Origin of the sequence: Actinocatenispora comari (genome assembly GCF_017312725.1) — a bacterium.
In the GTDB taxonomy this organism is placed as follows: Bacteria; Actinomycetota; Actinomycetes; order Mycobacteriales; family Micromonosporaceae; genus Actinocatenispora; species Actinocatenispora comari.
The window spans coordinates 14,606-38,569 of sequence record NZ_BOPO01000024.1 but is presented as its reverse complement, the minus strand read 5'-3'; the positions used below and the strand labels follow the sequence as shown (position 1 = coordinate 38,569).

The following is a 23,964-nucleotide window of genomic DNA, read 5'->3' as shown; positions in this document are numbered from 1 at the left end:
ATGACCTGCGGTGTCGGCCTGTCTCAGGCGGGCACCGAGTCGGGCGGGACCACCTCCGGGCCGGTCACCGTCACCGGCTCCGGCGCCGGGCCGCGGCTGCGGGTGGCGAACAGCAGGACCAGCGCGGCGAGCCACACCGCGGCCGCGCCGGCCATGTGCAGCCCGACCAGCACGATCGGCAGGTGGGTGAAGTACTGCACGAACCCGATCACGCCCTGCGCCAGCTCGACGGCGATCAACGTCACCGCGGCGCGCTGCACCGCCGCCGGCGCGCGGGTCGCCCGGAACGCGAACCAGGCCGCGACGCTCGCCCCGATCAGCAGCATCACCGAGTCGGCGTGCAGCTGGGCCACCATGCCCGGGTCCAGCCCGGTACGGCGGGCGTGCTGGTCGCCGGCGTGCGGCCCGGAGCCGGTGACCACGGTGCCGATGGTGAGCACCGCGACGGTCAGCCCGGCGAGCAGCATGGTCAGCCCGCGCAGCGGCGACCGGACCAGCGTCTGCGCCGGCTCGTCGCCCTCCCGGCTGCGCTTCCACAGCCAGTACGCGATGGCGATGATCAGCACGGTGAACAGGAAGTGCGCGGCCACCACGTACGGGTTGAGGTCGGTCAGCACGGTCATGCCGCCGAGCACCGCCTGGGCCGGGATGGTCGCGCCGGACAGCACCGACAGCCAGATCACCGAGCGCCGCCGTGGGTTGGCCACCAGCGCCGCGAGGAACGTCAGCACCACCGCGGCGACCAGAACGAAGGTGAGCAGCCGGTTGCCGAACTCGATGTAGCCGTGGATGCCGTACGCCGGGGTGTTGTGGTAGGACGCATCGGTGCATTTCGGCCAGGTCGGGCAACCGAGGCCGGAACCGGTCAGCCGCACCGCCCCGCCGGTGACCACCAGGACGACGTTGAGTGCCACCGTCGTGAGGGCCAGTCGACGCACCGTGGCGGCCGAGACCCGCACCCGTTCCAGACTCACCCGGCCATCGTAGGCGCGGACGTTCTACGCGTCGTAGACGGGGTGTGCGCGCTGGTCGCCGGCCGGATGAGCGTGAATTGAGGTAAGGCTCGGCTTCGTGTCATGTTTCACCGCCACCCCTGTTTGCACCGGCCCCCTGAAATACGTCACACTGATGTTGTGAAAAACGCGGCCAGCTCGACCCCGGATCTCGGGGCGCGTGCGGGCGGTGTGCCGGAGCCACGGTCTGCCGGTCGGCCCGGCGACACCGTCGGTGACGCACGCGCCCGGGACGGCCGCACCCGTGACGCGGTCACCCGGCTGCTGCTGGAGCGCGGCGCGCTGACCGCCGCCGAGCTCGGCGCCGAGCTCGGGGTCAGTCCGGCCGCCATCCGCCGCCACCTGGACGCGATGCTCGCCGACGGCCTGGTCGCCGACCGGGACCGGGTGATCCGGGGCCGGCGCCGGCGCGGTCGGCCGGCCCGCGAGTTCGTGCTCACCGACTCCGGTCGGGGCAGCTGCGGCCCGCACACCTACGACGACCTGGCCGCCGCCGCGCTGCGCTGGATCTACGCCTCCGGCGGCGCCGACGCGGTCTCCGCGTTCGTCGCCCAGCAGGTGGCGGCGCTGGAGGACAGCTGCCGCGCGGCCATGGAGGACGCCGGTGACGATCCGCTCGCCCGGGCGAACGCGCTGGCCACCGCGCTGTCCGGCGAGGGGTACGCGGCGAGCGCCTCGGCCCTGGCCGCCGGCGGGCAGCTGTGCCAGCACCACTGCCCGGTGGCGCACGTGGCGGCCGAGTTCCCGCAGCTGTGCGAGGCCGAGACACAGGTGATCAGCCGCCTGGTCGGCACGCACGTGCAGCGGCTGGCCACGATCGCCAACGGCGACGGGGTCTGCACCACCTACATTCCCGATCCGCGCCGTGCCCGCACGCTCGCGGACCCGGTGCCACCAGAGCGCCCGGCGGTCGAACCACCAGACCGTCCGGCGGTCGTGGCACCAGAACGATCCGGCCGCGCCGCGGTCGAACCAGCAGGCCGCGCCGACGGTGTGGCCGAACCCGACAGTGATGATCCGAATCCGGTGAGGATGCGATGACGGCAGAGACGACCAACCAGGCGCCGGAGCAGGTGCTCGACCCGATGGCCGCGCAGGCCGAGGAGCTCGAGCGGATCGGCCGCTACCAGTACGGCTGGGCCGACTCGGACGCGGCCGGCGCGGCGGCGAAGCGTGGTCTGTCCGAGGCCGTGGTGCGCGACATCTCGGCGAAGAAGAGCGAGCCGGAGTGGATGCTCTCCCGGCGGCTCAAGGGCCTGAAGCTGTTCGGCCGCAAGCCCATGCCGAACTGGGGTGCCGACCTGTCCGGCATCGACTTCGACAACATCAAGTACTTCGTGCGTTCCACCGAGAAGCAGGCGACCACCTGGGACGAGCTGCCGGCGGACATCAAGAACACCTACGACCGGCTCGGCATCCCGGAGGCGGAGAAGCAGCGGCTGATCGCCGGTGTGGCCGCGCAGTACGAGTCGGAGGTCGTGTACCACAAGATCCGGGAGGACCTGGAGGAGCAGGGTGTCCTGTTCCTGGACACCGACACCGGCCTCAAGGAGCACCCGGAGCTGTTCGAGGAGTACTTCGGCACCGTCATCCCGGCCGGCGACAACAAGTTCGCCGCGCTGAACACGGCGGTGTGGTCCGGTGGCTCGTTCATCTACGTGCCGAAGGGCGTGCACGTGGAGATCCCGCTGCAGGCCTACTTCCGGATCAACACCGAGAACATGGGCCAGTTCGAGCGCACGCTGATCATCGTCGACGAGGACGCCTACGTGCACTACGTCGAGGGCTGCACGGCGCCGATCTACCAGTCCGACTCGCTGCACTCGGCGGTCGTGGAGATCATCGTCAAGAAGGGCGCCCGCTGCCGCTACACCACCATCCAGAACTGGTCGACCAACGTCTACAACCTGGTCACCAAGCGCGCCACCTGCGAGGAGGGCGCGACGATGGAGTGGATCGACGGCAACCTCGGCTCCAAGGTGACGATGAAGTACCCGTCGGTCTACCTGCTCGGCGAGCACGCCAAGGGCGAGGTGCTGTCGGTCGCGATGGCCGGCGAGGGTCAGCACCAGGACGCCGGCGCGAAGATGGTGCACCAGGCGCCGAACACGTCCTCGACGATCATCTCCAAGTCGATCGCGCGTGGCGGCGGTCGCACCTCGTACCGCGGGCTGGTGCAGGTGCTGGAGGGCTCCGAGCAGTCGAAGAGCACGGTCAAGTGCGACGCGCTGCTGGTGGACGCGATCTCCCGGTCCGACACCTACCCGTACGTGGACGTGCGCGAGGACGACGTGCAGATGGGCCACGAGGCGACGGTGTCCAAGGTCAGCGAGGACCAGCTCTTCTACCTGATGAGCCGGGGCATGACCGAGGACGAGGCGATGGCGATGATCGTCCGCGGCTTCATCGAGCCGATCGCCAAGGAGCTGCCGATGGAGTACGCACTGGAGCTCAACCGGCTGATCGAGATGCAGATGGAAGGCGCCGTCGGCTGACCGGTCCGATGCCCCGGTCGGCGCCGCGCGCCGTGCCGGCCGGGGGTGCGGTGCCTCCGGCGCGACCCATGCTGACCAGCTGAGCCCGTACGGGCCACGAATTGCAGGAGAACACTCGCACGATGACGACTGACGTACCCGTCGTGTCGCGCCCGCACAGCCACGGGGGCGAGGCGGCGGTGGCCGCGACCAAGCCGGCGGAGACCAAGGCACAGGCACTGCGCTCGTTCGCGGTGGCCGACTTCCCGGCGGTGACCGGCCGCGAGGAGGAGTGGCGGTTCACCCCGATCAAGCGGCTGCGCGGGTTGACCGACGACACCTTCGCCGACGGTGGCACGCCGCCGGCCGCGCGGTTCGACGAGCCGCCGGCCGGGGTGACCATCCGCCGGGTGTCCGACGAACCGCGCAAGGGCTCCGTGCTGACCCCGTTCGACCGGATCAGCGCGCTGGCCTACCAGCGGTCGACCGAGACGCTGGTCGTCGACGTGGCGGCCGAGGCGGTGGTCGCCGAGCCGGTGACGGTGCGGCTGACCGGTGCCGGCGCCGACGGTGCGTCGTTCGGGCACACCTTCATCGAGGTCGGTGCGCTGGCCGAGGTGACCCTGATCGTGGACCAGACCGGCAGCACCACCCACGCCGACAACGTCGAGGTGGTGGTCGGTGACGGCGCCAGGCTGACCCTGGTGTGGGTGGCCGACTGGGCCGGCGACGCGGTGCAGGCGCAGCACCAGAAGCTGCGGCTGGGCCGGGACGCCCGGGCCGTGCACGTGGCCGTCAACCTCGGCGGTGACCTGGTCCGGCAGTACGTCTCGGTGGAGTACGCGGGGCCGGGTGGCGACCTGGAGGCCTACGGGGTCTACTTCGCCGACGGTGGGCAGCACCTCGAACACCGCCAGTTCGTCGAGCACCAGGTCAACGACTGCCGCAGCCGGGTCACCTACCGCGGCGCGCTGCAGGGCGCCGACGCGCACACCGTCTGGGTCGGCGACGTGCTGATCGGGGCGAACGCCACCGGCACCGACACGTACGAGGTGAACCGGAACCTGGTGCTCACCGACGGCGCGCGGGCCGACTCGGTGCCGAACCTGGAGATCGAGACCGGCGAGATCGTCGGCGCCGGGCACGCCAGCGCCACCGGTCGGTTCGAGGACGAGCACCTGTTCTACCTGATGTCGCGCGGCATCGACGAGCTGTCCGCGCGGCGGCTGGTGGTCCGCGGCTTCTTCGTCGAACTGCTGGAGAAGATCCCGGCCGGCGAGCTGCGCGAGCGGCTGGAGGGCGAGATCGACCAGCGGCTGACCAGGGCCGGTGCCTGAGATGGCCGACTACCTGCGCATCTGCGGCCTCGACGAGATCGAGAAGGGCACCGCGGTGCACGTCGACATCGACGACGAGCCGATCGCGGTGGTGCACACCGACAACGGCGAGGTGTACGCGATCCGCGACGTGTGCTCGCACGCCGAGGTGCCGCTGAGCGAGGGGGAGATCGAGGGCTGCACGTTGGAGTGCTGGCTGCACGGCTCCCGCTTCGACCTGCGCACCGGTGCGCCGACCGGGCTGCCGGCCACCGAGCCGGTGCCGGTCTACCCGGTCGAGATCCGCGACGACGACATCTACGTGTGCCCCGAACCGAAGAAGTGAACACGGCCGGCGGCAGCCGGCGGCACGGCACGGCCGGCGGTTGCCGGCGAGACGAGACGGCCGGCAGCAGCCGGCGAGACCAGACGGCTGACCGCCGAACGACGAAAGAGCAAGGACTGACGTGAGCGTTCTGGAGATCCGCGACCTGCACGCATCGGTGCAGGTGTCCGAGGACGAGTTGAAGCCGATCCTGCACGGCGTCGACCTGACCATCCGGTCCGGGGAGACGCACGCGATCATGGGTCCGAACGGCTCGGGCAAGTCGACGACCGCGTACGCGATCGCCGGCCACCCGAAGTACAAGATCACCAGCGGCAGCGTGACGCTGGACGGCGAGGACGTGCTGTCGATGAGCGTCGACGCGCGCGCCCGGGCCGGCCTGTTCCTCGCCATGCAGTACCCGGTCGAGGTGCCGGGCGTGTCGGTGGCGAACTTCCTGCGTACCGCGAAGACGGCGATCGACGGTGAGGCGCCGAAGCTGCGTACCTGGGTCAAGGAGCTGCGCACCTCGATGGAGAAGCTGGGCATGGACCCGGCGTTCGCCGAGCGCAACGTCAACGAGGGCTTCTCCGGCGGCGAGAAGAAGCGGCACGAGATCGTGCAGCTGGAGCTGCTCAAGCCGAAGATGGCGATCCTGGACGAGACCGACTCCGGGCTGGACATCGACGCCCTGCGCGAGGTCAGCCAGGGCATCAACCGGGTCAAGGACGCCGGCTCGACCGGCCTGGTGGTGATCACCCACTACACCCGGATCCTGCGGTACGTGCAGCCCGACTTCGTGCACGTGTTCGTCGCCGGCCGGATCGTCGAAGAGGGCGGCAAGGAGCTCGCCGAGGACCTGGAGGCGTCCGGCTACGAGCGGTTCGTCAACAAGGTGGGTGCATGAGGCGATGATCGAGATGACCAGCGACACGCGCGCGGCGGGCCGGCACACCGGTATGCCGCAGTACGCCGACGTGCCGCGCTTCGACGTGGCGAAGGTCCGGGCCGACTTCCCGATCCTGACCCGGGAGATCGACGGTCACCCGCTGGTCTACCTCGACTCGGCCAACACCTCGCAGAAACCGCGCCAGGTGCTGGAGGTGCTCGCCGACCACTACGAGCACCACAACGCCAACGTGGCCCGGGCCGTGCACACCCTCGGTACCGAGGCCACCGAGGCGTACGAGGGGGCCCGCGCGAAGATCGCCCGGTTCATCGGCGCCAGTACCGCCGGCGAGATCGTGTTCACCAAGAACTCGTCCGAGGCGATGAACCTGGTGGCGTACTCGTTCGGCCATGCCGGCGCCGAGGTCGATCCGCGGTTCCGGCTGGGCCCCGGTGACGAGGTGGTGATCTCCGAGATGGAGCACCACTCGAACATCGTGCCGTGGCAGCTGCTGTGCCAGCGCACCGGCGCGACGCTGCGCTGGTTCGGCATCACCGACAACGGCCGGCTCGACACGTCGAACCTGGACGAGCTGGTCAACGAGAAGACCAAGATCGTCTCGTACGTGCTGCAGTCGAACATCCTCGGCACCATCAACCCGGTGGGCGAGATCGTCCGGCGGGCGCACGAGGTCGGCGCGCTGGTGATGCTGGACGCCTCCCAGGCGGTGCCGCACTCGCCGGTCGACGTGGTCGACCTGGACGTCGACTTCCTCGCCTTCACCGGGCACAAGATGTGCGGCCCGACCGGCATCGGGGTGCTGTGGGGCCGCGCGGAGCTGCTCGACGCGATGCCGCCGTTCCTGGGCGGCGGCGAGATGATCGAGACGGTGAAGATGGAGGGCTCGACCTTCGCCCCGCCACCGGCCCGGTTCGAGGCGGGTACGCCGCCGATCGCGCAGGCCGTCGGGCTCGGCGCGGCGGTCGACTACCTGACCTCGATCGGCATGGACGCGGTGCGCTGGCACGAGAAGGAGCTCACCGCGTACGCGCTGGACGCGCTCACCGAGATCCCGGGGCTGCGGATCTTCGGCCCGGAGGTCCCGGTCGGCCGCGGCGGTACGATCTCGTTCGCGCTGGACGGCATCCACCCGCACGACGTGGGCCAGGTGCTGGACGCCGAGGGGGTCGCGGTTCGGGTGGGTCACGGCTGCGCCCGGCCCACCTGTGCCCGGTTCGGCGTTCCTGCGGTCACCCGTGCCTCGTTCTACCTGTACACGACGACCGAGGAGATCGACGCGCTGGTCCGAGGAATTGGCAGCGTCCGGAAGCTGTTTTCCTGAGCGTGTCTCACCCGACCAGACCGACCCGAGGATCATGACCCGAGATGCAGCTTGACTCGCTCTACCAGGAGATCATCCTGGATCACTACAAGCACCCGCACGGGCGTGGCCTGCGGGAGCCGGACACCGCGGCCGGTCAGGCCGAGCCGCACGTGGCCGAGGCGCATCACGTCAACCCGACCTGCGGTGACGAGATGACCGTCCGGGTGCACCTGACCGGCGACGGCGACAAGGCGCGGGTGTCCGACGTGTCGTACGACGGGATGGGGTGCTCGATCAGCCAGGCGTCCGCGAGCGTGCTGCACGACCTGGTGTCGGGCCGCACCCTGGACGAGGCGCTGCGGCTGCACGAGGCGTTCAACGAGCTGATGACCGGTCGCGGTCAGGTCGAACCGGACGAGGAGCTGCTGGAGGACGCGGTCGCGTTCGCCGGCGTCGCGCGGTACCCGGCCCGGGTCAAGTGCGCACTACTGTCCTGGATGGCGTTCAAGGACGCCGCCGCGCGGGCCACCGCGGAAACCGCAGGAGGCAACTGATGAGCGAGCAACAGACGCGCACGGCCGACCCGGCCGGACTGGCCGGCGCGACCGAGCCGGAACCCACCGAGCAGGCGCCGCAGCCGGCCCCGGCCGACCCGCCGGCCGCCGCCGACGCGGGCGCCAAGGCGAAGATCGAGGATGTCGAGGAGGCGCTCCGGGACGTCGTCGACCCGGAGCTCGGGATCAACGTGGTCGACCTCGGCCTGATCTATGGCCTGTACGTGGACGACGAGAACACCGCGATCGTGGACATGACGCTGACCTCGGCGGCGTGCCCGCTGACCGACGTGATCGAGGACCAGGCGCAGCAGGCGCTGTGCGGCGGGCCGAGCCCGCTGGTCGGCGGCGTGCGGATCAACTGGGTGTGGATCCCGCCGTGGGGGCCGGACAAGATCACCGACGACGGTCGCGAGCAGCTGCGCTCGCTCGGCTTCAACGTCTGAGTCGACGCCGTCACCGCGACCCGGTCCGCCTCCGTGCGGGCCGGGTCGCGGCGTCTCCGGCCACCGGGCCGTGCTTGGACGTCCCAGGCCGCCGGCCGGGTTCGGCGTCGCCGACCCCTTGTGGCGCGCGGAGCCGGGGGAGTGGGGCAGGCGGTCAGCCGGCGAAGTGCTTGAGCGCCTCGCGCACCGACAGCGGCGACATCCGGCCACGGTGCGCCGCCACGTACCGGCGGACCGCGCCCGGGTCGGTCTTCGCGTACTCGCGCAGCGCCCACCCGATCGCCTTGCGGACGAAGAAGTCCGGATGCGCGGACTGTTCCGTGCAGTACCGGAACAGCCGCTTCGCGTCGGTGTTCTCCCGGTAGTGCAGCTGGTGCAGCAGCGCGGTGCGCACCAGCCAGCGGTCGTCGGACAGCGCCCAGTCGTCCATCAGCGTGCCCAGCCGCGGATGCCGCGCCACGAGCCCGCCGACCACGTGCGCGGCGAGCGGGTCGACGGTGTCCCACCACGACTTCGTCGTGATCAGTCGCTGCACCGTACCGGCGAACGAGGCGGAGCACAGCCGTACGTAGCGGCGCAGGTACCCGCAGGCGAAGTACTGGTACTCGCGCTCCGGGCGGTCCCAGCAGGCGGCGGCGACCGCGGCCAGGTCCGGCTCCGCCGGCCGGGGCAGGGTGCCGATGGCCTGCCGGGCGAGCATCCGCTGGCGCGGAGCCGGGATGCCCAGGAACGGGAACTCGCCGCGCATGTACCGGGTCATCGCGGCCGCCCGCGTCTCGTCGCGCGCCGGCTCGTACAGGGTGCCGAGCCGGTCTAGTACCCGTTCGGCCAGCTCGGTCCCGCTCGTGGTGTCGGCCACGCATCCAGCATCGCGTACCGTCGGCGGGCAGGAAGCGAAGATCGTCGGATCGGCGTGTCGGGAGGTCGCGGGTGCCCAAACCACGTCCGGCGGCGGGCGGTGGCCGGTGGATCCCGCTCGACCCGGCCCGGCTGCCGCGCTGGCTGGCCGGGTTCGGCGAGCGCCACGGTACGCCGCTGACCTGGTCGGGCATTCCGGACGGCGCGGTCGCTTCGGCACCGGACGGCGCCCGCGCCGAGTGCCATCTCCCGTTCGGCTGGCCGGCCGAGCCCGGTGCCGGCTCCGCTGTCGCCGAACCTGACGCCGAAGTCGCCCCCGTGGCGCCCGGCGCTGCTGCCGCCGAGCCCGGTGCCGGTGGCGCGGCGCTGGTCGCCGCCGCCGGCGCGACCCGCCGGGTCGGCCTGCTGCTGGTCCGCCGCGGCGCGCACGCGGTCGGCGTCGCGGCGGGCGACCGGCTGGTCGCCTCGAAGGTGGACACCCGGTACGTGCAGGGTCGCACCGCCGCGGGCGGCTGGTCGCAGCAGCGGTTCGCCCGCCGCCGGGACAAGCAGACCCGCGAGTCGACCGGCGCCGCGGCCGACCACGCCGCCCGGCTGCTGTCGGTCGAGACGTCGTTGTCCGGCCTGGTGGTGGGCGGCGACCGGGCGTTGCTGACCGCGGTGCTCGACGACCCCCGGCTGCGGCAGTTCGCCGCGCTGCCCCGGGTGGAGCTGCCGGACGTACCGGAACCGCGGCGCGCGACGCTGGTCGAGGTGGCCCGCCGGTACCGCGACGTCCGGATCCGGCTCACCGAGCCGGGCGAATGACGTCCGGATCCGGCTGACCGGGCCGGACGACCGAGGTCCGTGTCCGGCTGGCCGAGCCGGGCGGATGACGTCCGGCTCCGGCTGGCCGAGCCGGACGACCGAGGTCCGTGTCCGGCGGACCGGGCCGGGCGACCGAGGCCCGGCTCGTCGAGCCAGGCGACCGATCCGAGCGGTCAGTCGAAGGTGCGGCAGGCGGTCGGGTCGCCGCTGTCGTAGCCGGTGGCGAACCAGTGCTGCCGCTGCTGGCCGGACCCGTGCGTCCAGGACTCCTGGTGGATGCCGCCACCGGACCGGGACTGGATGGTGTCGTCGCCGACCGCCTGGGCCGCGGTGAGCGCCTGGTCGATCTCGGTCGGCGTGACTGCGGTGAACAGGTGGTTGCCCTTCTCGTCGGTGGTCTGCGCGGCGTGCCTGGCCCACGCGCCCGCGTAGCAGTCCGCCTGCAGCTCCAGCGCGATCGAGTACCGGTTGGCGTTGCCCGGGTCGCGCTGCTGTGCCGCCCGCACCTTCTGCTCGGTGCCCAGCAGCGTCTGCACGTGGTGGCCGTACTCGTGTGCCAGCACGTACGCCTGGGCGAAGTCGCCGGGTGCGCCGAACTGGCGGCCGGCGAGCTGGTCGTAGAAGCTCAGGTCGATGTAGACGGCCTCGTCGGCGGGGCAGTAGAACGGTCCGACGCCGGAGTCGGCCTGGCCGCACCCGGTGCGTACCACCTGGGAGAAGAACCGGGTGGGCGCGGTGCGGTAGGTGGTGTGAAAGCTGGCCGGCAGCGCGCCCCGCCAGTACGCCTGGACCGAGTTGACGTAGAGCACGTTGCGGCAGTCGGTGCGCTCGAACCGGTCCGGATCGGCCGCCGAGCAGGACTTCGCCAGATCGCCGCCGGACCCCTGTCCGCCGTCGCCGCCGAGCCCGAGATGTCCGGTTCCGCCGAGGACGCCGAGCACGATCACCACGATCAGCCCGAGGATGCCGCCGCCGGCGGTGAACCCACCGCCGGGCAGCCGGCCGAACGCGCCCGACCCGCCCGATCCGCGCAGGTCCTGCACCTGCCCGGTGTCGAGGTCGGCGTCGTCGTTGATTCCCATCGGCGCTCCGGGTCGCTCGCGTGCTGGTCGCTGGGACAGCCCGGGGCCCGACGCTCGTGCCGGACCCGGCGGTGTTGATCTGACTGACGGTGCACACGGTACTGGCGGCGGGGCCGGCTTGCCGTAAATCACTGGCAGCTCACCCGGCGTGCTCCGCTACACTTGACGAGTGCTCCTCTGCGAAGACTGACCAGCCCAGCACCGACTGAGATCGCTCAGCCGGTGCTTTCGTGTGCCCGCGGTCGGTCCCCTTTCCCTCAGAGAGGCAGCGTCATCCCATGATCACCGTTTCCGGTCTGGAACTGCGTGCCGGATCCCGCATCCTGCTGTCCGACACCGCGCTGCGGGTGCAACCCGGTGACCGGATCGGCCTGGTCGGCCGCAACGGTGCCGGCAAGACCACCACGCTGAAGGTGCTCGCCGGCGAGGCCACCCCGTACGCGGGATCCGTCGACCGCCGCGGCCCGATCGGCTACCTGCCGCAGGATCCCCGTACCGGCGACCTCGATGTCACCGGCCGCGACCGGGTGCTGTCCGCCCGGGGCCTGGACACCCTGCTGACCGAGATGGCCAAGCTGCAGACCGCGCTGGCCGAGGCGGCCGACGACGGCCAGCGCGACAAGCTGGTCCGCCGGTACGGCAACCTGGAGGACCGGTTCGCCGCGCTCGGCGGGTACGCGGCGGAGGCCGAGGCCGCCCGGATCTGCGCGAACCTGGCCCTGCCGGACCGTTCGCTGGCCCAGCCGCTGCGCACCCTGTCCGGCGGTCAGCGCCGGCGCATCGAGCTGGCCCGGATCCTGTTCTCCGAAGGTGCCGCGGGCGGGACCCTGCTGCTGGACGAGCCGACCAACCACCTGGACGCGGACTCGATCACCTGGCTGCGCGGCTTCCTATCCGGGCACAAGGGCGGCCTGATCGTGATCAGCCACGACGTCGAGCTGCTCGCCGACGTGGTCAACAAGGTCTGGTATCTGGACGCGAACCGCTCGGTGGTCGACGCGTACAACATGGGCTGGAAGAAGTACCAGGAGCAGCGGGAGACCGACGAGCGGCGCCGGCGCCGGGAGCGGGCCAACGCCGAGCGCAAGGCCGGCGCGCTGCAGGCGCAGGCGGCGAAGCTCGGCGCCAAGGCGACGAAGGCGACCGCCGCGCAGAACATGGCCCGCCGGGCGGAGAAGCTGCTGTCCGGGCTGGAGGAGGTCCGGGTCGCCGACAAGGTGGCGAAAGTGCGGTTCCCCAACCCGGCGCCGTGCGGCAAGGTGCCGCTGACCGCCCGCGGCCTGTCCAAGTCGTACGGGTCGCTGGAGGTGTTCGTCGACGTCGACGTGAACGTCGACCGCGGCTCCCGGGTGGTCATCCTCGGCCTCAACGGCGCCGGCAAGACCACCCTGCTGCGGCTGATCGGCGGGTACGAGCAGCCCGACACCGGCGAGCTGGTGCCCGGGCACGGCCTGCGGATCGGCTACTACGCGCAGGAGCACGAGACACTCGACGTCGACCGGTCGGTACTGGAGCACATGCGCACCGCCGACTCGGCCAACGGCGGCAAGCAGACCGACACCGACCTGCGCAAGATCCTCGGCGCGTTCCTGTTCTCCGGCGACGACGTGGACAAGCCGGCCGGGGTGCTCTCCGGCGGTGAGAAGACCCGGCTGGCGCTGGCCACCCTGGTGACCTCGGGCGCGAACGTGCTGCTGCTGGACGAGCCGACGAACAACCTCGACCCGATCAGCCGGGAGCAGGTGCTGGACGCGATCTCCCGGTTCCCCGGCGCGATCGTGCTGGTCACCCACGACCCGGGCGCGGTGCAGGCGCTGCGGCCGGACCGGGCGATCCTGCTGCCCGACGGCGACGAGGACGCCTGGAGCGACGACCTGTTGGAGCTCGTCGAGCTGGCCTGACGCCGTACACCGAGGTATCGGCCGGCGTGGTTGCTCGGTCGGACCGGGGTGCGGGTCGGATCGTCGAGCCGCGCCCGCCGCCGGCCCGGCGCTGCGGGTCAGAGCGCGAGCTTGAAACCGACGTGGCTGGGTGCGAAGCCGAGCCGGGTGTAGAAGCGGTGCGCGCCGTCCCGGCTGGCGTTCGAGGTCAGCTGCACCATCCGGCAGCCGCGCTCGCGCGCCCGCTCGATCGCCCACCCGATCAGTTCGCTGCCCAGGCCGCTGCCGCGGTGCGGCTCGGCGATGCGGACCGCCTCGATCTGGGACCGCCAGCCGCCACGATGCGACAGCCCCGGCAGGTACGTCAGTTGCAGCGTGCCGACCAGCGCGCCGTCGAGCTCGGCGACGGCGAGGTACTGGTTCGCATCGGCGTCGATCGCGTCGAACGCGGCGAGGTAGGGCGTCGGGTCGTCCGGCGTCTCCCGGCCGGCGCCGAGCTGGTCGGCCGCGATCAGCGCCACCAGCGCGGGCACGTCGTCACGGGTCGCGCGCCGTACGGTCAGGTCAGTCATGCCGTTTCCTCCACTGTGGACGGTCGGGTGGCCAGGGCCCAGCGGGTGACCGGTACCAGCGCCACGCCGGCAACCGCGAACAGCGCGCCCAGCACCAGCCAGCCGCCCAGCCCGAACCGGATCGCGGTGTTGGTGGTCAGCGCCGGTGCCAGCATGCTCGCCGCGGCGAACCCGGTGTTGTACAGCCCCTGGTACGCGCCGGGCGCGGCCGGATCGGCGAGCTCGTAGCTCAGCGCCCAGCCGGCCGCCGACGACAGCATCTCGGCGACCGCCTGCAACACCGTCGCCGCGAGCAGGATCAGTACCGCGGGCAGCGGGCCGACGCCGTGCGCCAGACCGTACACCGCGCAGGCGGCGGCGAGCAGCAGGCCGGCGCGCCGGGCGACCCGGGCGGCCGGTGCCGGGTCGGCGATGTTGCGGGTGGCCCGCACCTGGAACAGCACGATCAGCACGGTGTTGGTGATCATGATCGCGGACACCACCGCGGCGGGCGCGTGCGTGTGCCCGACTACCCACAGCGGCACGGTCACGTCGATGAGGCTGAACTGGATGGCCAGCACCCCGTTGAGCGCGGTGACGGCGAGGAAGGCCGGGTCGCCCAGCGCGCCGAGCCGCCGGCCGCGCGGTGCGTCGGGCTGTCGCGGCGCCGGCGTACCGGCCGGGATGCCGCGCAGCAGCAGCGTGGTGGCGAGGAACGTGGCGGCGTCCACCGCGATCAGGCTCAGGTAGCCGGTCCGGGTGTCGATCGACAGCGCCACCGCGGCGAGCGCGGAGCCGGCGCCGATGCCCACGTTGGTGACCGCGCGCAGGTAGGCCCGGCTGCGTACCCGGCTCTCGGCGGGCAGCGCGGTCGCGAGCATCGCGTTCTTCACCGACCGGCCGCCGGAGTCCAGCGCGGTCACCAGGCAGGCCACCACCAGGAACGCCGGGAACGAGCCGACCAGGGCGTAGCAGCTCAGGCCGACCGCCTGGGCCAGGTAGAGCCCGATCAACAGCCGCTTCGCGCCGAGCCGGTCGGCCAGCTGACCCAGCGGAATCCCGGCTGCCACCCCGCAGGCGCCGGCGATGGTGAGGCCGAGCCCGACCTGCACCGCGGACAGCCCGACCGAGCGGGTGAAGAACACCGCGCTGACGGTCATGAACAGGCCGTTGCCCAGCGTGTTGATCAGCGTCTGTACGGCCAGCCGCCGGGTCACCGTGTCGTCCGGCACCAGGCCGGCGATCCGGTGGCGGACGGTGGTCTTGACCCGGGTGTCCGGTGCCGCGCTGAACATGCTCCCAGTCCATGTCACCCCGGGCACCCGGCCAATGGATTTAGACTGGCGCTTAATGTTGGAGCTTCGACTGGGCGTGACCGACCTCGCGTCGATGTGGTTCGCGTACTCGCCGCTGCAGGAGACCGTGTACAGCATCCGGGCGCTGGTGCTGCCCGGCGTGTACGCGCCGCGGCTGCCCTGGCACGACGACGTCGCCGAGCATCTCAACCCCGAGGACGTGGAGCTGCTGTACGCGATGATGCCGCCGCGGCGCTGGCTGCCCGACTTCCTCACCCCGCGCCCGCAGGCGCCCGGACCGCGGTTCGCCGACCAGCTCGCCACCGTCCGAGCCACCCCGGGCGCGCTCGGCTGGCACGACATCCTCGCCGTCTACGGCCCGGACCGGTTGCCGCCGGTACTGGCCGACGGGGGTGCGGACCCCGACGCGCTGGTCGAGCGGATCGCCACCGTGCTGGACCGGTACTGGCGGCGCTGCGTGCGGCCCTGGTGGCCGCGGCTGCGCGCGATCCTGGACGCCGACATCGTGTACCGCAGCCGGCGGCTCGCCGCCGGCGGTGCCCGGGCGCTGTTCGCCGACCTGCAGGACCGGCTGTCCTGGTCCGCCGGGGTGCTCACGATCCGGCAGGCCAGCCGTCCCCAGTACAGCGCGGTGGAGGTCGCCGGTCGCGGCCTCGCCCTGGTACCCAGCGTGTTCGCGCGTGGTGCGATGACCGTCGTCGACCCGGCCGTGCCACCGGTCATCTCGTACCCGGCGCGCGGCCGCTCGACGCTGTGGGAGGCCGCGGCGCCGCCGACCGAGGCGGCGCTGGCGCGGTTGATCGGCGCGCCCCGGGCCCGGCTGCTCGCGCTGCTGCGCCACCCGGCCAGTACCACCGAGCTCGCCTACCGGCTCGGCGTCACGGCGGCGGCGGTCAGCCAGCAGCTGTCGGTCCTGCACGCCGCCGGGCTGGTCGCCCGGGCCCGCAGCGGTCGCAGCGTGCTCTACACCCGCACCACCCTGGGCGACCGGCTCGCCGACCCGGTGGTACCGACCGGCGCCGCGCCCTGACACCCTGCCGCCACCGTTGGCTCGGCGGCGGAACGCGGGCCCGCGCCGCCGGGTACGGCAGCTCGACAGCGCGCGCCCGGCCCGCGCAGGCAGCGCCGGGTTCGCTCAGGCAGCGCCGTTCGCTCAGGCAGCGCCGGGTTCGGTCAGGCGGTGGTGCCGGCCGCGACGAGCAGGCCGACCAGCGCGCCGGAACCGGTCAGCAGCAGCGGTACCGGCACCGGCGGCCCGGCCTGCCGGCGCGGCGCGGTGACCGCGATCGTCGACCAACCGAAGAACGGCAGCCAGGCGGTCGCCACGTCGTCGGCGGCGAACCCGCCGAGCACGGTGAACGCGACCGCGACGCCGGCGCCGACCAGCCCCGGCCAGCCCGGCGTGTTGCGCACCTTGCGCAGGCTCGCGACGACCGGCGGCCCGGTCAGGATCAGCAGCGTGACCAGCCCGATCGCGCCCCACCACAGTGCCGGAACGGCGCGGCCGCGGGCGGCGACCAGCCCCGCGGTCCAGGCGTACCCGCCGGCGGTCGCGACGACCGGCAGCACCAGCGCACCCAGCCCGGTGGCGAGGTTCAGGAAGGCCCGGCGGCGAGCGAAGTAGAGCAGCACCACGCAGCTGCCGAGCCAGACCGTCGGGTAGCTCAGCAGCGCGGCCAGCCCGAGCAACAGCCCGGCGAGCAGCGCCCAGCCGGTGGCCCGCCAACCCGTCCGGCCCCGGTCGCTCGCCCGCGCGCCGGCCGCGACCAGCCCGGCGCCGAGCGCGGCCGCGACGCCGTCGGTGCCGCCGGCGAAGAACGCCCCGTACGGCGCGAGGACCAGCACCGGCGCGAACCCGCGGGCCGCCGTCTCACCGCAGATGTTGCGCGCGGCACCGAGCAGCAGCGGTACCGCCAGCGCGCCGAGCGCGGTGAGCGTCAGGGTGCCCGGCAGGCCGAGCCGGTCGATCGCCCACAGCAACAGCCCGGCACCGGGCGGGCGCCCACCGGCGGCATGCCGGTCGACGAACTCGTGCAGGTAGTCGACCGGGCCGCCGGTGACCGGGTCGGCGGGCGCGCTGCGCCGGCCCGCCCCGAGGGCCAGCGCCCAGCCGAGTGCGGCGAGGTAGGCGACCGCCTGGACCGCGACGAACGGCGGCCGCCGCGCGAGCCGGGACAGGACCGCCTGGCCACCGACGACCGCCGCGGCCAGCGCCACCGCGGCGGCGAGCCACGGCGACGGGGCGAACCGGTACCCGTCGAGGAAGGGTGGCACGGCGCCGCCGGCCGGGGTACCGGCGAGCGCGACCGCGGCGAGCCCGATTGCGACGAGCAGCAGCCAACCGCCCAGATCCGTCGCCGTCCGGTCGCGCCGGCCCGGGCGTTCGCTGTCCGTCACGGCCGACACGGTATCGGGTAGGCGACAGGTGGTGGCTGTTCGGTTGGCGAGAGTGGTGGTCGTGCCGCATGATCGTTGTGACGGTCCAACGGGGGCCGTTGGACCACTCACCGTGAAACGTGAGGGATCGATATGGCTGCCACCGGCACCAGCACGAGCACGGAGAAGGGGCGGCGGATCGTCGGCGCCGAACGTCAGACGCTGGCGAAGGACCTGGTCAAGCGCTACAACGGCGGGGAGAGCATCCGTTCTCTTGCGGCCTCGACGGGCCGTTCGTACGGATTCATCCATCGTGTGCTGACCGAGTCCGGCGTCCAACTGCGTCAGCGCGGCGGGGCCCGCCGCCGCAAGAAGTCCTGAGCGGTCCCGACAGAGAGGCTGTTGGCGTCTGCCGGACTCGGCACGATGCTGCCCGCGTCGTCGGCACGGGTGCACCCGACACCGGTGTGCGCTCGAGACTCCGCCCTGGCAGCCCGCCTGAGCCTCGACGGTCGTCCAGCGCCTTCGTGCCGGGACCTCTTGAGCGGAGCCGGTTGGTCGGTCGTCGTTCCGACCAGCCGGCGGCGCGAGCCGTCAGCCTGCGCACCGCCCCCGGTGTCCGGCAGGCCGGCCGACCGGTAGCGTGACACACTCCCGACGGCTGGAGGACGAGCGTGCCCGCGCAGCAGGATCCCTCGACGTCCGGCGATGTGCTGTGGTCGGTCGTCGACGACGTGGCGACCGTGACCCTGAACCGCCCCGAGGTCTACAACGCGCAGACCCCGCAGATGTGGGCGCAGCTGCGCGAGATCGGTCGCGAGCTCGCCGGTGACGTCCGGGTCGTGGTGGTGCGCGGCGCCGGCCGCGGCTTCTCCGCCGGCCTGGACACCGCGGTACTGGCCGGCTCCGCCCCCGACGATCCCGGTCTGCTCGGGCTGGCGGAGTTGCCGGCCGACCAGTGCGCCGACGTGATCGCCGAGTTCCAGCAGGCGTTCGACTGGCTGCGCCGGCCCGACCTGCTGTCGGTCGCCGCCGTGCAGGGCCACGCGGTCGGCGCCGGTTTCCAGCTCGCGCTGGCCTGCGACCTGCGGATCGTCGCCGACGACGCGCAGTTCACGATGGCCGAGACGAGCCTGGGGCTGGTGCCCGACCTCGGCGGCACCAAGCATCTGGTGGAGCTGGTCGGCTACAGCCACGCGCTGGAGATCTGCGTGACCGGCCGGCGGGTCGGCGCCGCCGAGGCGTACCGGCTGGGTCTGGCGACGCTCAGCGTGCCGCTCGCCGAGCTGGACACCGCCACCGGTGACCTGGTCGCGGCGCTGCGAGCGGCACCGCGCGCCGCCTCGGTGGAGACGAAGGCGCTGCTGCGGGCCGCGATCGGCAACGACCTGCCCGGACAGCTGGCGGCCGAACGGGAGGCCCAGGTGCGCCGCATCGCCGATCTCGCCGGGCGCGGCGAGTAGCGATCGTGGGGGTCCGGCCGGGTCGCCACCCGGACGTGACGGAAATCCGTCAGCACCCGGACGGGTAGCCGCGCGTTGACCGGTTCCTGCCTCTCCCGGACACTGCGCAGGTAACGGGTGCGTCTGGCCGGCATTGTCGGGTCGTTGCGGACATGGTCACCTGTTCGGGGCATGTCCTGGTGGGGCCGAGGCTGGTTGATCGTGCCGACGGGGACGCTCATGCGGCGGGCGGGGCGCAGATGGGTGAGCAGCGGATGGTCGAGCAGTGGTTGGCGTGGCCGGTGGGGGCGGATCCGGGGGTCTTGGGTCGGGCGCTGGCCGGGGCCCGCGACCGGTTCCTCGGCACCGGTACGGCCGCCGGGCCGGTGCGGCGGGTGGTCGCCGAGTCGTGGCGGCGATCGGCGGCGAGCGGCATCGACCCGGACCGGCACGAGACGCCGGTCGAGCTGTCCGAGGACGCGCTGCGCGAGCTGCGGGCCGACCACCAGCTCGCGGCGGCGATGCCGGTCGTGCGGCGGTTGCTGGTGGACAGCGCCGGGGTGGACGGGCTGATCGTCGCGGTCGGTGACGCGGCCGGCCGGCTGCTGTGGGTGGAGGGCGACCGGCAGCTGCGCGCCCGCGCCGAGTCGATGCACTTCCTGGCCGGGTCGAACTGGGGTGAGCGGCACGCCGGTACCAACGCGGTGGGCATGGCGCTCGCGGTCGACCACAGCGTGCAGGTCTTCGGCGCCGAGCACTTCGCCAGCCGGGTCGTGCCGTGGAGCTGTTCGGCCGCGCCGGTCCACGACCCGGACACCGGTGCGGTACTCGGCTTCGTCGACGTCACCGGCGGCGACCAGGTCGCTGCGCCGCACACGCTGGCCCTGGTCCGTGCCACCGCGGTGGCGGTGGAGACCGAGCTGCGGGTGCAGCGGCTGGCCCGGCCGCGGCCGGTGGTGGCGCCGGAACCGGCCCAGCTGACCGTGTGCGGGGAGAGCGGCCGGCTGCGACTGCCGCACCGCACCGTCGAGTTGAGCCCGCGGCACGCGGAGCTGCTGCTGGTACTCAGCGAACACCCCGCCGGCCGCAGCGCCGAGCAGCTCGCGGTCGCGCTGTATCCCGACAGCACGGCGACCGTCACGGTGCGGGCGGAGCTGTCCCGGCTGCGGGCCCTGCTGCCCGAGCTCGCGCTGCGCTCCCGGCCGTACCGGTTGGGCCGGCCGGTACGCACCGACCTCGCGCAGGCGCGGGCGCTGCTCGCGCGCGGTTCCTGGCGCCGGGCGCTGGCCCTGGCCGGCCTGCCGGTACTGGCCGGGTCGCAGGCGCCGGAGGTGGTGGCGCTGCGGGCCGATCTCGCCGCGCAGCTGCGTGCCGCCGTCCTGGCCAGCCGGGACGCGACGGCGCTGGTCCGGTTCGCCGACAGCGACCTCGGTGTCGGCGACACCGAGGTGGTCCGCGCCACCCTCGCCGCGCTGCCGGCGGACTCGCCGCGTCGCCGGGAGTACGCGGTGCGGTTGGCCCGGCTGGACGCAGATCTCGGTGTCGCGCGGCGCGCAACCCGGATGCAACGGTGGCGGTCGTAACCTCACGGGCGCTACCCGGGTGCCTGTCCGGCTGTGCCCGGGTACCTGCGGCCGCCCCGGTCCGTACCGTCGGGGCGGCCGCGCAACTTCCCGCGCCCGGTCGCGGCGCGGCGCGGCTCAGAGGCAGCGCAGGGCGCCGCCGTCGACGGTGACGAGGCTGCCGGTCAGGTAGCTCGCGGCGGGGGAGAGCACGAACGCGGCGACCGCACCGAACTCCGCCGGCGTTCCGTAACGGCCCAACGGGATCCCGCCGTACTGCGGCGTGCCGTGGTCGAGTTCCAGGATCCGGTCGGTGGCGATCCGGCCGGGCAGCAGGCCGACCAGCCGCACCCCGCGCGGACCGTACTCGTCGGCCATGTCCTTGGTGACCATGGCGAGGCCGGGCCGCAGGCCGTTGGAGACGCCCAGCCCGGTGATGGGGGAGCGCACCGAGGAGGACAGCACCAGGCCGATCGCGCCACCGTCGGTCAGCGCCGCTGCGACCGTGCGGGCGGCGCGCACCGCGCCGAGGAAGACCGTCTCGAACGCCTGCCGCCACTGCTCGTCGGTGGCGCCGGCGGCGGTGGCCGGTGGCGGCCCGCCGACCGACAGCAGCGCGCCGTCGAGCCGCCCGTACGTCGAGGTGGCGGTGTCGATGAGCCGTTGCGGGGTGACCGGGTCGGCCAGGTCGGCGGCGAGCCCGACGGCGTGGTCGGCGCCGAGGTCGGCCACCGCCCGGTCCACCTTGTCCTGCGCGCGGGAGGAGAGGACGACGCGGGCGCCGTCGTCGACCAACGCCCGTGCGGTCGCGAAGCCGAGGCCGGCGCTGCCGCCGGTGACCAGGTACACCCGGCCGGAAAGTCCGAGATCCATGGGCTGAGCCTAGATCCCGGTCGACGCCGCTGCCCGGTACCGGTCGGGTTCGGCCCGGCGCACAGTTGCGATCCGGGCGACGGTCCGGCCGTCGAGAGGCTCGGTCCGGCGGCCCGGCCGTGGAAAGGCTCGACCGGCGGTCCGGCCGTCGAGGGCTCGGTCCGGCGCCCGGCCGTCGAATGGCTCGGCCCGGCCCGGCCCGGACGGTGCCGGGCCGGGCCGCCGGCCGGTCAGAACGCGGCGGCCTCGACCGCGAGGACGAACCGCAGGCCGGGATGCTCGCACAGGGTCCACACCTCGTCGCGGCCGGGCCAGTACGACAGGTCCTCGGTGCCGATCGGCATCGACTCGTCGGCCAGTACCGGTGCGGTGTCGGCGGTGAAGGTGACCAGCCCGCTGTAGTGCGTGGTGCCGTTGCTGCGGGACAGGAAGAACCGGTCGCCGTGTGCCACGCCGCCCTGGATGCTGCGCACGAACACCTGGTACGCCTCGGTGCCGTGCACCTGCCCGTCGCCGGCGGTGGCGAAGGTCGGGCCGGAGAGCGGGAAGCGCACGACCCGGGCGCCGGCGCCGGTGGTGTCCTCACCGTCCACGTTGTATTCGGCGACCACGATGCTCGGTGCCTCGCCGCTGCGGTCCAGCCCGCAGCACGAGTACCGCAGCTGCGGCACGTCGCCGGTGGTCGAGGACAGGTACGCGGTCGACTGCGGCAGCACGTACGCGTGGCCGAAGCCCTGGTAGCTGCCGTCGGCGGCGCGGCCGACCGCGTTGCCGTCCGAGTCGTCCACCCGCCAGATGTGCCGCAGGTCGAAGACCCGGAAGCCGTTCCAGGTGTCCACCACGAACAGCAGGTGGCCGTAGACGACGATGCCGCCGGCGTGCACCGGCACCGCGCGGAAGTCCGGCCGGCCGTCGTCGCCGACGTACGGCTCGACCAGCAGCACGTGCCGGTAGCGCGGTGCGGCCGGGTCGGTGTAGTCGATGAACGACACCCGAGAGCCCTTGTCCGGGGCGGTGCTCTTGGAGTACCAGCTGCAGAACAGCATCCGCTTGCCGTCGTACCGGCCGCTGGGGGAGGCGTCGCCGCTGGTGGAGATGCCCTGCGGGTACCAGTCCGCGGTGGCGCCGTCCTCGTCGTTCCAGGTGAACGCGGCAGCCAGGCCGGTGGCGTGCGGGGTGGCGGCGGCGCCGACCCGGTCGGCGGCCGCGAGCACCTCCCGTACCGAGGCGCGGGGCAGGTCGCGGTCCAGGCCGTGCAGCAGCGCGTCGTTGCGCGGCCCGGCGGTGAGGCGGAACGCGTCCGGATCGAGCCGTACCGGGGCGGGGTAGGTCGCCGCCGCGGCGGCACCGGGCGTGCCGAGCGCGGCGAGCCCGGTGGCGGCGGCGGTGGCCACCGCGCCGCCGATCAGGACGCGCCGACGAGACCACTGGGGTGGGTGGTTCATGATCACCTCCGTGCGAGTTGGGAGCACCTTAGCGAAATCGCACGGAAATATGCACCCATCGCAGCATGGGATGTCAGAAACCTTCAGCGAGACCGGCGCTCAGCGGCGGCGGACGGTCTCCTCGACCAGGTCGAGCACCGGTTCGATGTCGTCGACCGAGCTGCCCATCGCGAGGTAGAGCACCAGCCCGTCGTGCGCCAGCTCCAGGAACCGCTGCAGCGTCTCGATCGGTACGTCGTCGCGCAGCACCCCGGCCTCGTACTGGCGCAGCAGCCGGTCCCGGGTCGCCGCGGCGATCGCCTCGGACCGCTGCGCCCAGCGGCGGGCGAACTCCGGGTCGGTGCGCAGCCGCCGGGACACCTCCAGCTGGGTACCCAGCCAGCCGCTGACCTCCGGCTCGTGCGCGTGCGCGGCCATGTCCCGCATCACCTGGACCAGGCCGTTGTCAGCGACGGTGGCCACCATGTTCGCCGCGTCGTCCTCGGCGACGGCGAGAAACAGCGACTCCTTGTCCCGGAAGTGGTGGAAGATCGCGCCGCGGGACAGCCCGATCGCGTCCTCCAGCCGGCGCACCGTGGCGCCCTCGTAGCCGTGCCGGGCGAAGCAGGTCCGCGCGCCGGTGAGGATCTGCCGGCGGCGGGCGTCGAGATGCTCTTGACTGACCCGGGGCACCAGTCGATCGTGCCAGCCGATCCGGCCGATCGCAATCCGTACGTACGGATTGCTAGCCGAGGGTCGGCACCGTCACCGGCCGACCCGCCCCTTCCGCCCGTACGGGTGGCGCGCCACCACCCGGCCCGAGGTGGTGCTGGCGTACAGCCGGATCAGCGGGGCGCCCGGCCGGGAGGGCTCGGTGACCTTGTTGCGCACCGCGCCGCTGCGGGTCTCCTGCTGCTCGATCCGGACCTCCCAGCCGCGCGGCACGATCAGCAGAATGCTGCCGGAGCGGCAGGTCGCGTCGACCCGCACCTCCCGGTGCGGGCACACCGCGGCGGTGAAATCCAGCCGGACCTGACCGCTGGCCGCCTCGGCGATCACGTGCGGCGGCACCTCCCAGGGGCCGTCCTGGCGCACCCGGGCGCTGCGGGTGCGCAGCTCCAGCACCGAGCGCCGGGAGGCCCCCGGGCCCGGCGCCGCCCCGAGGTCGGCCACGATGCGGGTCAGCTCGTCGATGGTGCGCGCCGCGTACACCCGGGTGAGCCGCTCGTCGGCCTCGGTCAGGTCCAGCCGGCCGTCGCCGACCGCCGCCTGGACCACCTCGGCGTAGCGGCTGCGGTCGGTGTCCGAGGCCCGCTGCCGCACCGCGGTCGCGTCGTCGTCGGAGGGCACCAGCGATCCCGTCTCGTGCATCCGCCCAGCCTAGGCGGTGCGGCGCGACAGTGGGGTTCCGCCCGGCGCCCGCCACCGGCCCGCCGCGCGCTCCGTCCGGAG

The 23,964-nt window shown here is 73.1% G+C and carries 23 protein-coding genes and 1 pseudogene; 14 read left to right on the top strand and 10 right to left on the bottom strand.

The genetic code is table 11. The annotated features are described in order from the left end of the window. Positions 1 to 23: 23 nt before the first annotated feature. Positions 24 to 974, bottom strand: a complete 951-nt coding sequence (locus NUM_RS08770; protein ID WP_225918430.1) for a COX15/CtaA family protein — start codon at positions 972 to 974, stop codon at positions 24 to 26. Between the two features lie 159 nt (positions 975 to 1,133). Between NUM_RS08770 and NUM_RS08765 the strand changes: the two are divergent. The 8 genes and pseudogenes from NUM_RS08765 to NUM_RS08730 all read left to right on the top strand — a co-directional run. Next, positions 1,134 to 1,868 (top strand): annotated as a pseudogene (locus NUM_RS08765) (helix-turn-helix transcriptional regulator); the annotation flags it as partial. Positions 1,869 to 2,050: 182 nt separating this feature from the next. After that, the gene (sufB, locus tag NUM_RS08760) at positions 2,051 to 3,508 is read left to right on the top strand and encodes a Fe-S cluster assembly protein SufB (RefSeq protein WP_440588070.1); all 1,458 of its coding nucleotides are present in this window, start codon (positions 2,051 to 2,053) and stop codon (positions 3,506 to 3,508) included. Positions 3,509 to 3,630: 122 nt separating this feature from the next. After that, positions 3,631 to 4,824, top strand: coding sequence for a Fe-S cluster assembly protein SufD (gene sufD / locus NUM_RS08755; protein WP_207124295.1), 1,194 nt, complete (start codon positions 3,631 to 3,633; stop codon positions 4,822 to 4,824). 1 nt (position 4,825) lies between these two features. Then, positions 4,826 to 5,149, top strand: a complete 324-nt coding sequence (locus NUM_RS08750) for a non-heme iron oxygenase ferredoxin subunit (protein WP_207124356.1) — start codon at positions 4,826 to 4,828, stop codon at positions 5,147 to 5,149. Positions 5,150 to 5,270: 121 nt separating this feature from the next. Then, complete coding sequence (gene sufC / locus NUM_RS08745; protein WP_030447519.1) at positions 5,271 to 6,035, top strand: Fe-S cluster assembly ATPase SufC; 765 nt, start codon at positions 5,271 to 5,273, stop codon at positions 6,033 to 6,035. 13 nt (positions 6,036 to 6,048) lie between these two features. Beyond that, the gene (locus tag NUM_RS08740; RefSeq protein ID WP_308440558.1) at positions 6,049 to 7,359 is read left to right on the top strand and encodes a cysteine desulfurase; all 1,311 of its coding nucleotides are present in this window, start codon (positions 6,049 to 6,051) and stop codon (positions 7,357 to 7,359) included. A gap of 44 nt (positions 7,360 to 7,403) precedes the next feature. Next, entirely contained in the window at positions 7,404 to 7,895 is a 492-nt protein-coding gene (gene sufU / locus NUM_RS08735) for a Fe-S cluster assembly sulfur transfer protein SufU (RefSeq protein WP_207124293.1), read from the top strand. After that, positions 7,895 to 8,341: a metal-sulfur cluster assembly factor gene (locus NUM_RS08730; RefSeq protein WP_207124292.1), complete on the top strand. Its 447-nt coding sequence runs from the start codon at positions 7,895 to 7,897 to the stop codon at positions 8,339 to 8,341. Before sufU ends, NUM_RS08730 begins: the two co-directional genes overlap by 1 nt. Positions 8,342 to 8,495: 154 nt before the next feature. Here the strand turns inward: NUM_RS08730 and NUM_RS08725 are convergent, their stop codons facing one another. Next, the gene (locus NUM_RS08725; protein WP_225918429.1) at positions 8,496 to 9,200 is read right to left on the bottom strand and encodes a DNA alkylation repair protein; all 705 of its coding nucleotides are present in this window, start codon (positions 9,198 to 9,200) and stop codon (positions 8,496 to 8,498) included. A gap of 71 nt (positions 9,201 to 9,271) precedes the next feature. Between NUM_RS08725 and NUM_RS08720 the strand changes: the two genes are divergently transcribed. Then, positions 9,272 to 10,006, top strand: coding sequence for an acVLRF1 family peptidyl-tRNA hydrolase (locus NUM_RS08720; RefSeq protein ID WP_207124291.1), 735 nt, complete (start codon positions 9,272 to 9,274; stop codon positions 10,004 to 10,006). Positions 10,007 to 10,179: 173 nt separating this feature from the next. On the opposite strand, the gene ypfJ is transcribed toward NUM_RS08720, so the two are convergent. Then, on the bottom strand, positions 10,180 to 11,088 hold the full coding sequence (ypfJ, locus tag NUM_RS08715) for a KPN_02809 family neutral zinc metallopeptidase (protein WP_207124290.1): 909 nt from the start codon (positions 11,086 to 11,088) through the stop codon (positions 10,180 to 10,182). Between the two features lie 278 nt (positions 11,089 to 11,366). Here ypfJ and NUM_RS08710 point away from each other — a divergent pair, with 278 nt between their 5' ends. Continuing rightward, entirely contained in the window at positions 11,367 to 12,989 is a 1,623-nt protein-coding gene (locus tag NUM_RS08710) for an ABC-F family ATP-binding cassette domain-containing protein (protein ID WP_207124289.1), read from the top strand. A 98-nt stretch (positions 12,990 to 13,087) separates the two neighbouring features. Here the strand turns inward: NUM_RS08710 and NUM_RS08705 are convergent, their stop codons facing one another. Both NUM_RS08705 and NUM_RS08700 read right to left on the bottom strand, forming a co-directional pair. Next, complete coding sequence (locus NUM_RS08705; protein WP_207124288.1) at positions 13,088 to 13,540, bottom strand: GNAT family N-acetyltransferase; 453 nt, start codon at positions 13,538 to 13,540, stop codon at positions 13,088 to 13,090. Further along, positions 13,537 to 14,832, bottom strand: a complete 1,296-nt coding sequence (locus NUM_RS08700) for an MFS transporter (RefSeq protein ID WP_207124287.1) — start codon at positions 14,830 to 14,832, stop codon at positions 13,537 to 13,539. Before NUM_RS08700 ends, NUM_RS08705 begins: the two co-directional genes overlap by 4 nt. A 37-nt stretch (positions 14,833 to 14,869) precedes the next feature. Here NUM_RS08700 and NUM_RS08695 point away from each other — a divergent pair, with 37 nt between their 5' ends. Continuing rightward, positions 14,870 to 15,865 carry an ArsR/SmtB family transcription factor gene (locus NUM_RS08695; protein WP_225918428.1) on the top strand — a complete coding sequence of 332 codons (996 nt, stop codon included), beginning with the start codon at positions 14,870 to 14,872 and terminating at the stop codon, positions 15,863 to 15,865. 143 nt (positions 15,866 to 16,008) lie between these two features. On the opposite strand, the gene NUM_RS08690 is transcribed toward NUM_RS08695, so the two are convergent. Further along, on the bottom strand, positions 16,009 to 17,232 hold the full coding sequence (locus NUM_RS08690; protein WP_207124286.1) for a hypothetical protein: 1,224 nt from the start codon (positions 17,230 to 17,232) through the stop codon (positions 16,009 to 16,011). A 132-nt stretch (positions 17,233 to 17,364) separates the two neighbouring features. On the opposite strand from NUM_RS08690, the gene NUM_RS08685 reads away from it, so the two are divergent. The 3 genes from NUM_RS08685 (at position 17,365) to NUM_RS08675 (ending at position 20,236) form a co-directional block, all read left to right on the top strand. Next, complete coding sequence (locus NUM_RS08685; protein ID WP_030447508.1) at positions 17,365 to 17,592, top strand: helix-turn-helix domain-containing protein; 228 nt, start codon at positions 17,365 to 17,367, stop codon at positions 17,590 to 17,592. Between the two features lie 293 nt (positions 17,593 to 17,885). Then, complete coding sequence (locus NUM_RS08680) at positions 17,886 to 18,674, top strand: enoyl-CoA hydratase/isomerase family protein (protein WP_225918427.1); 789 nt, start codon at positions 17,886 to 17,888, stop codon at positions 18,672 to 18,674. A 239-nt stretch (positions 18,675 to 18,913) separates the two neighbouring features. Then, positions 18,914 to 20,236 (top strand): GAF domain-containing protein, encoded by a 1,323-nt coding sequence (locus NUM_RS08675; protein WP_207124285.1) that lies wholly within the window; start codon positions 18,914 to 18,916, stop codon positions 20,234 to 20,236. Between the two features lie 117 nt (positions 20,237 to 20,353). Here NUM_RS08675 and NUM_RS08670 read toward each other — a convergent pair whose 3' ends face one another. The 4 genes from NUM_RS08670 to NUM_RS08655 form a co-directional block, all read right to left on the bottom strand. Then, the gene (locus NUM_RS08670; protein ID WP_207124284.1) at positions 20,354 to 21,088 is read right to left on the bottom strand and encodes an SDR family oxidoreductase; all 735 of its coding nucleotides are present in this window, start codon (positions 21,086 to 21,088) and stop codon (positions 20,354 to 20,356) included. 230 nt (positions 21,089 to 21,318) lie between these two features. Beyond that, complete coding sequence (locus tag NUM_RS08665) at positions 21,319 to 22,533, bottom strand: hypothetical protein (RefSeq protein ID WP_207124283.1); 1,215 nt, start codon at positions 22,531 to 22,533, stop codon at positions 21,319 to 21,321. Positions 22,534 to 22,632: 99 nt separating this feature from the next. After that, positions 22,633 to 23,205 carry a TetR/AcrR family transcriptional regulator gene (locus NUM_RS08660; protein ID WP_207124282.1) on the bottom strand — a complete coding sequence of 191 codons (573 nt, stop codon included), beginning with the start codon at positions 23,203 to 23,205 and terminating at the stop codon, positions 22,633 to 22,635. A gap of 72 nt (positions 23,206 to 23,277) precedes the next feature. Further along, positions 23,278 to 23,883 carry a DUF1707 SHOCT-like domain-containing protein gene (locus NUM_RS08655; protein ID WP_207124281.1) on the bottom strand — a complete coding sequence of 202 codons (606 nt, stop codon included), beginning with the start codon at positions 23,881 to 23,883 and terminating at the stop codon, positions 23,278 to 23,280. Positions 23,884 to 23,964 lie beyond the last annotated feature (81 nt).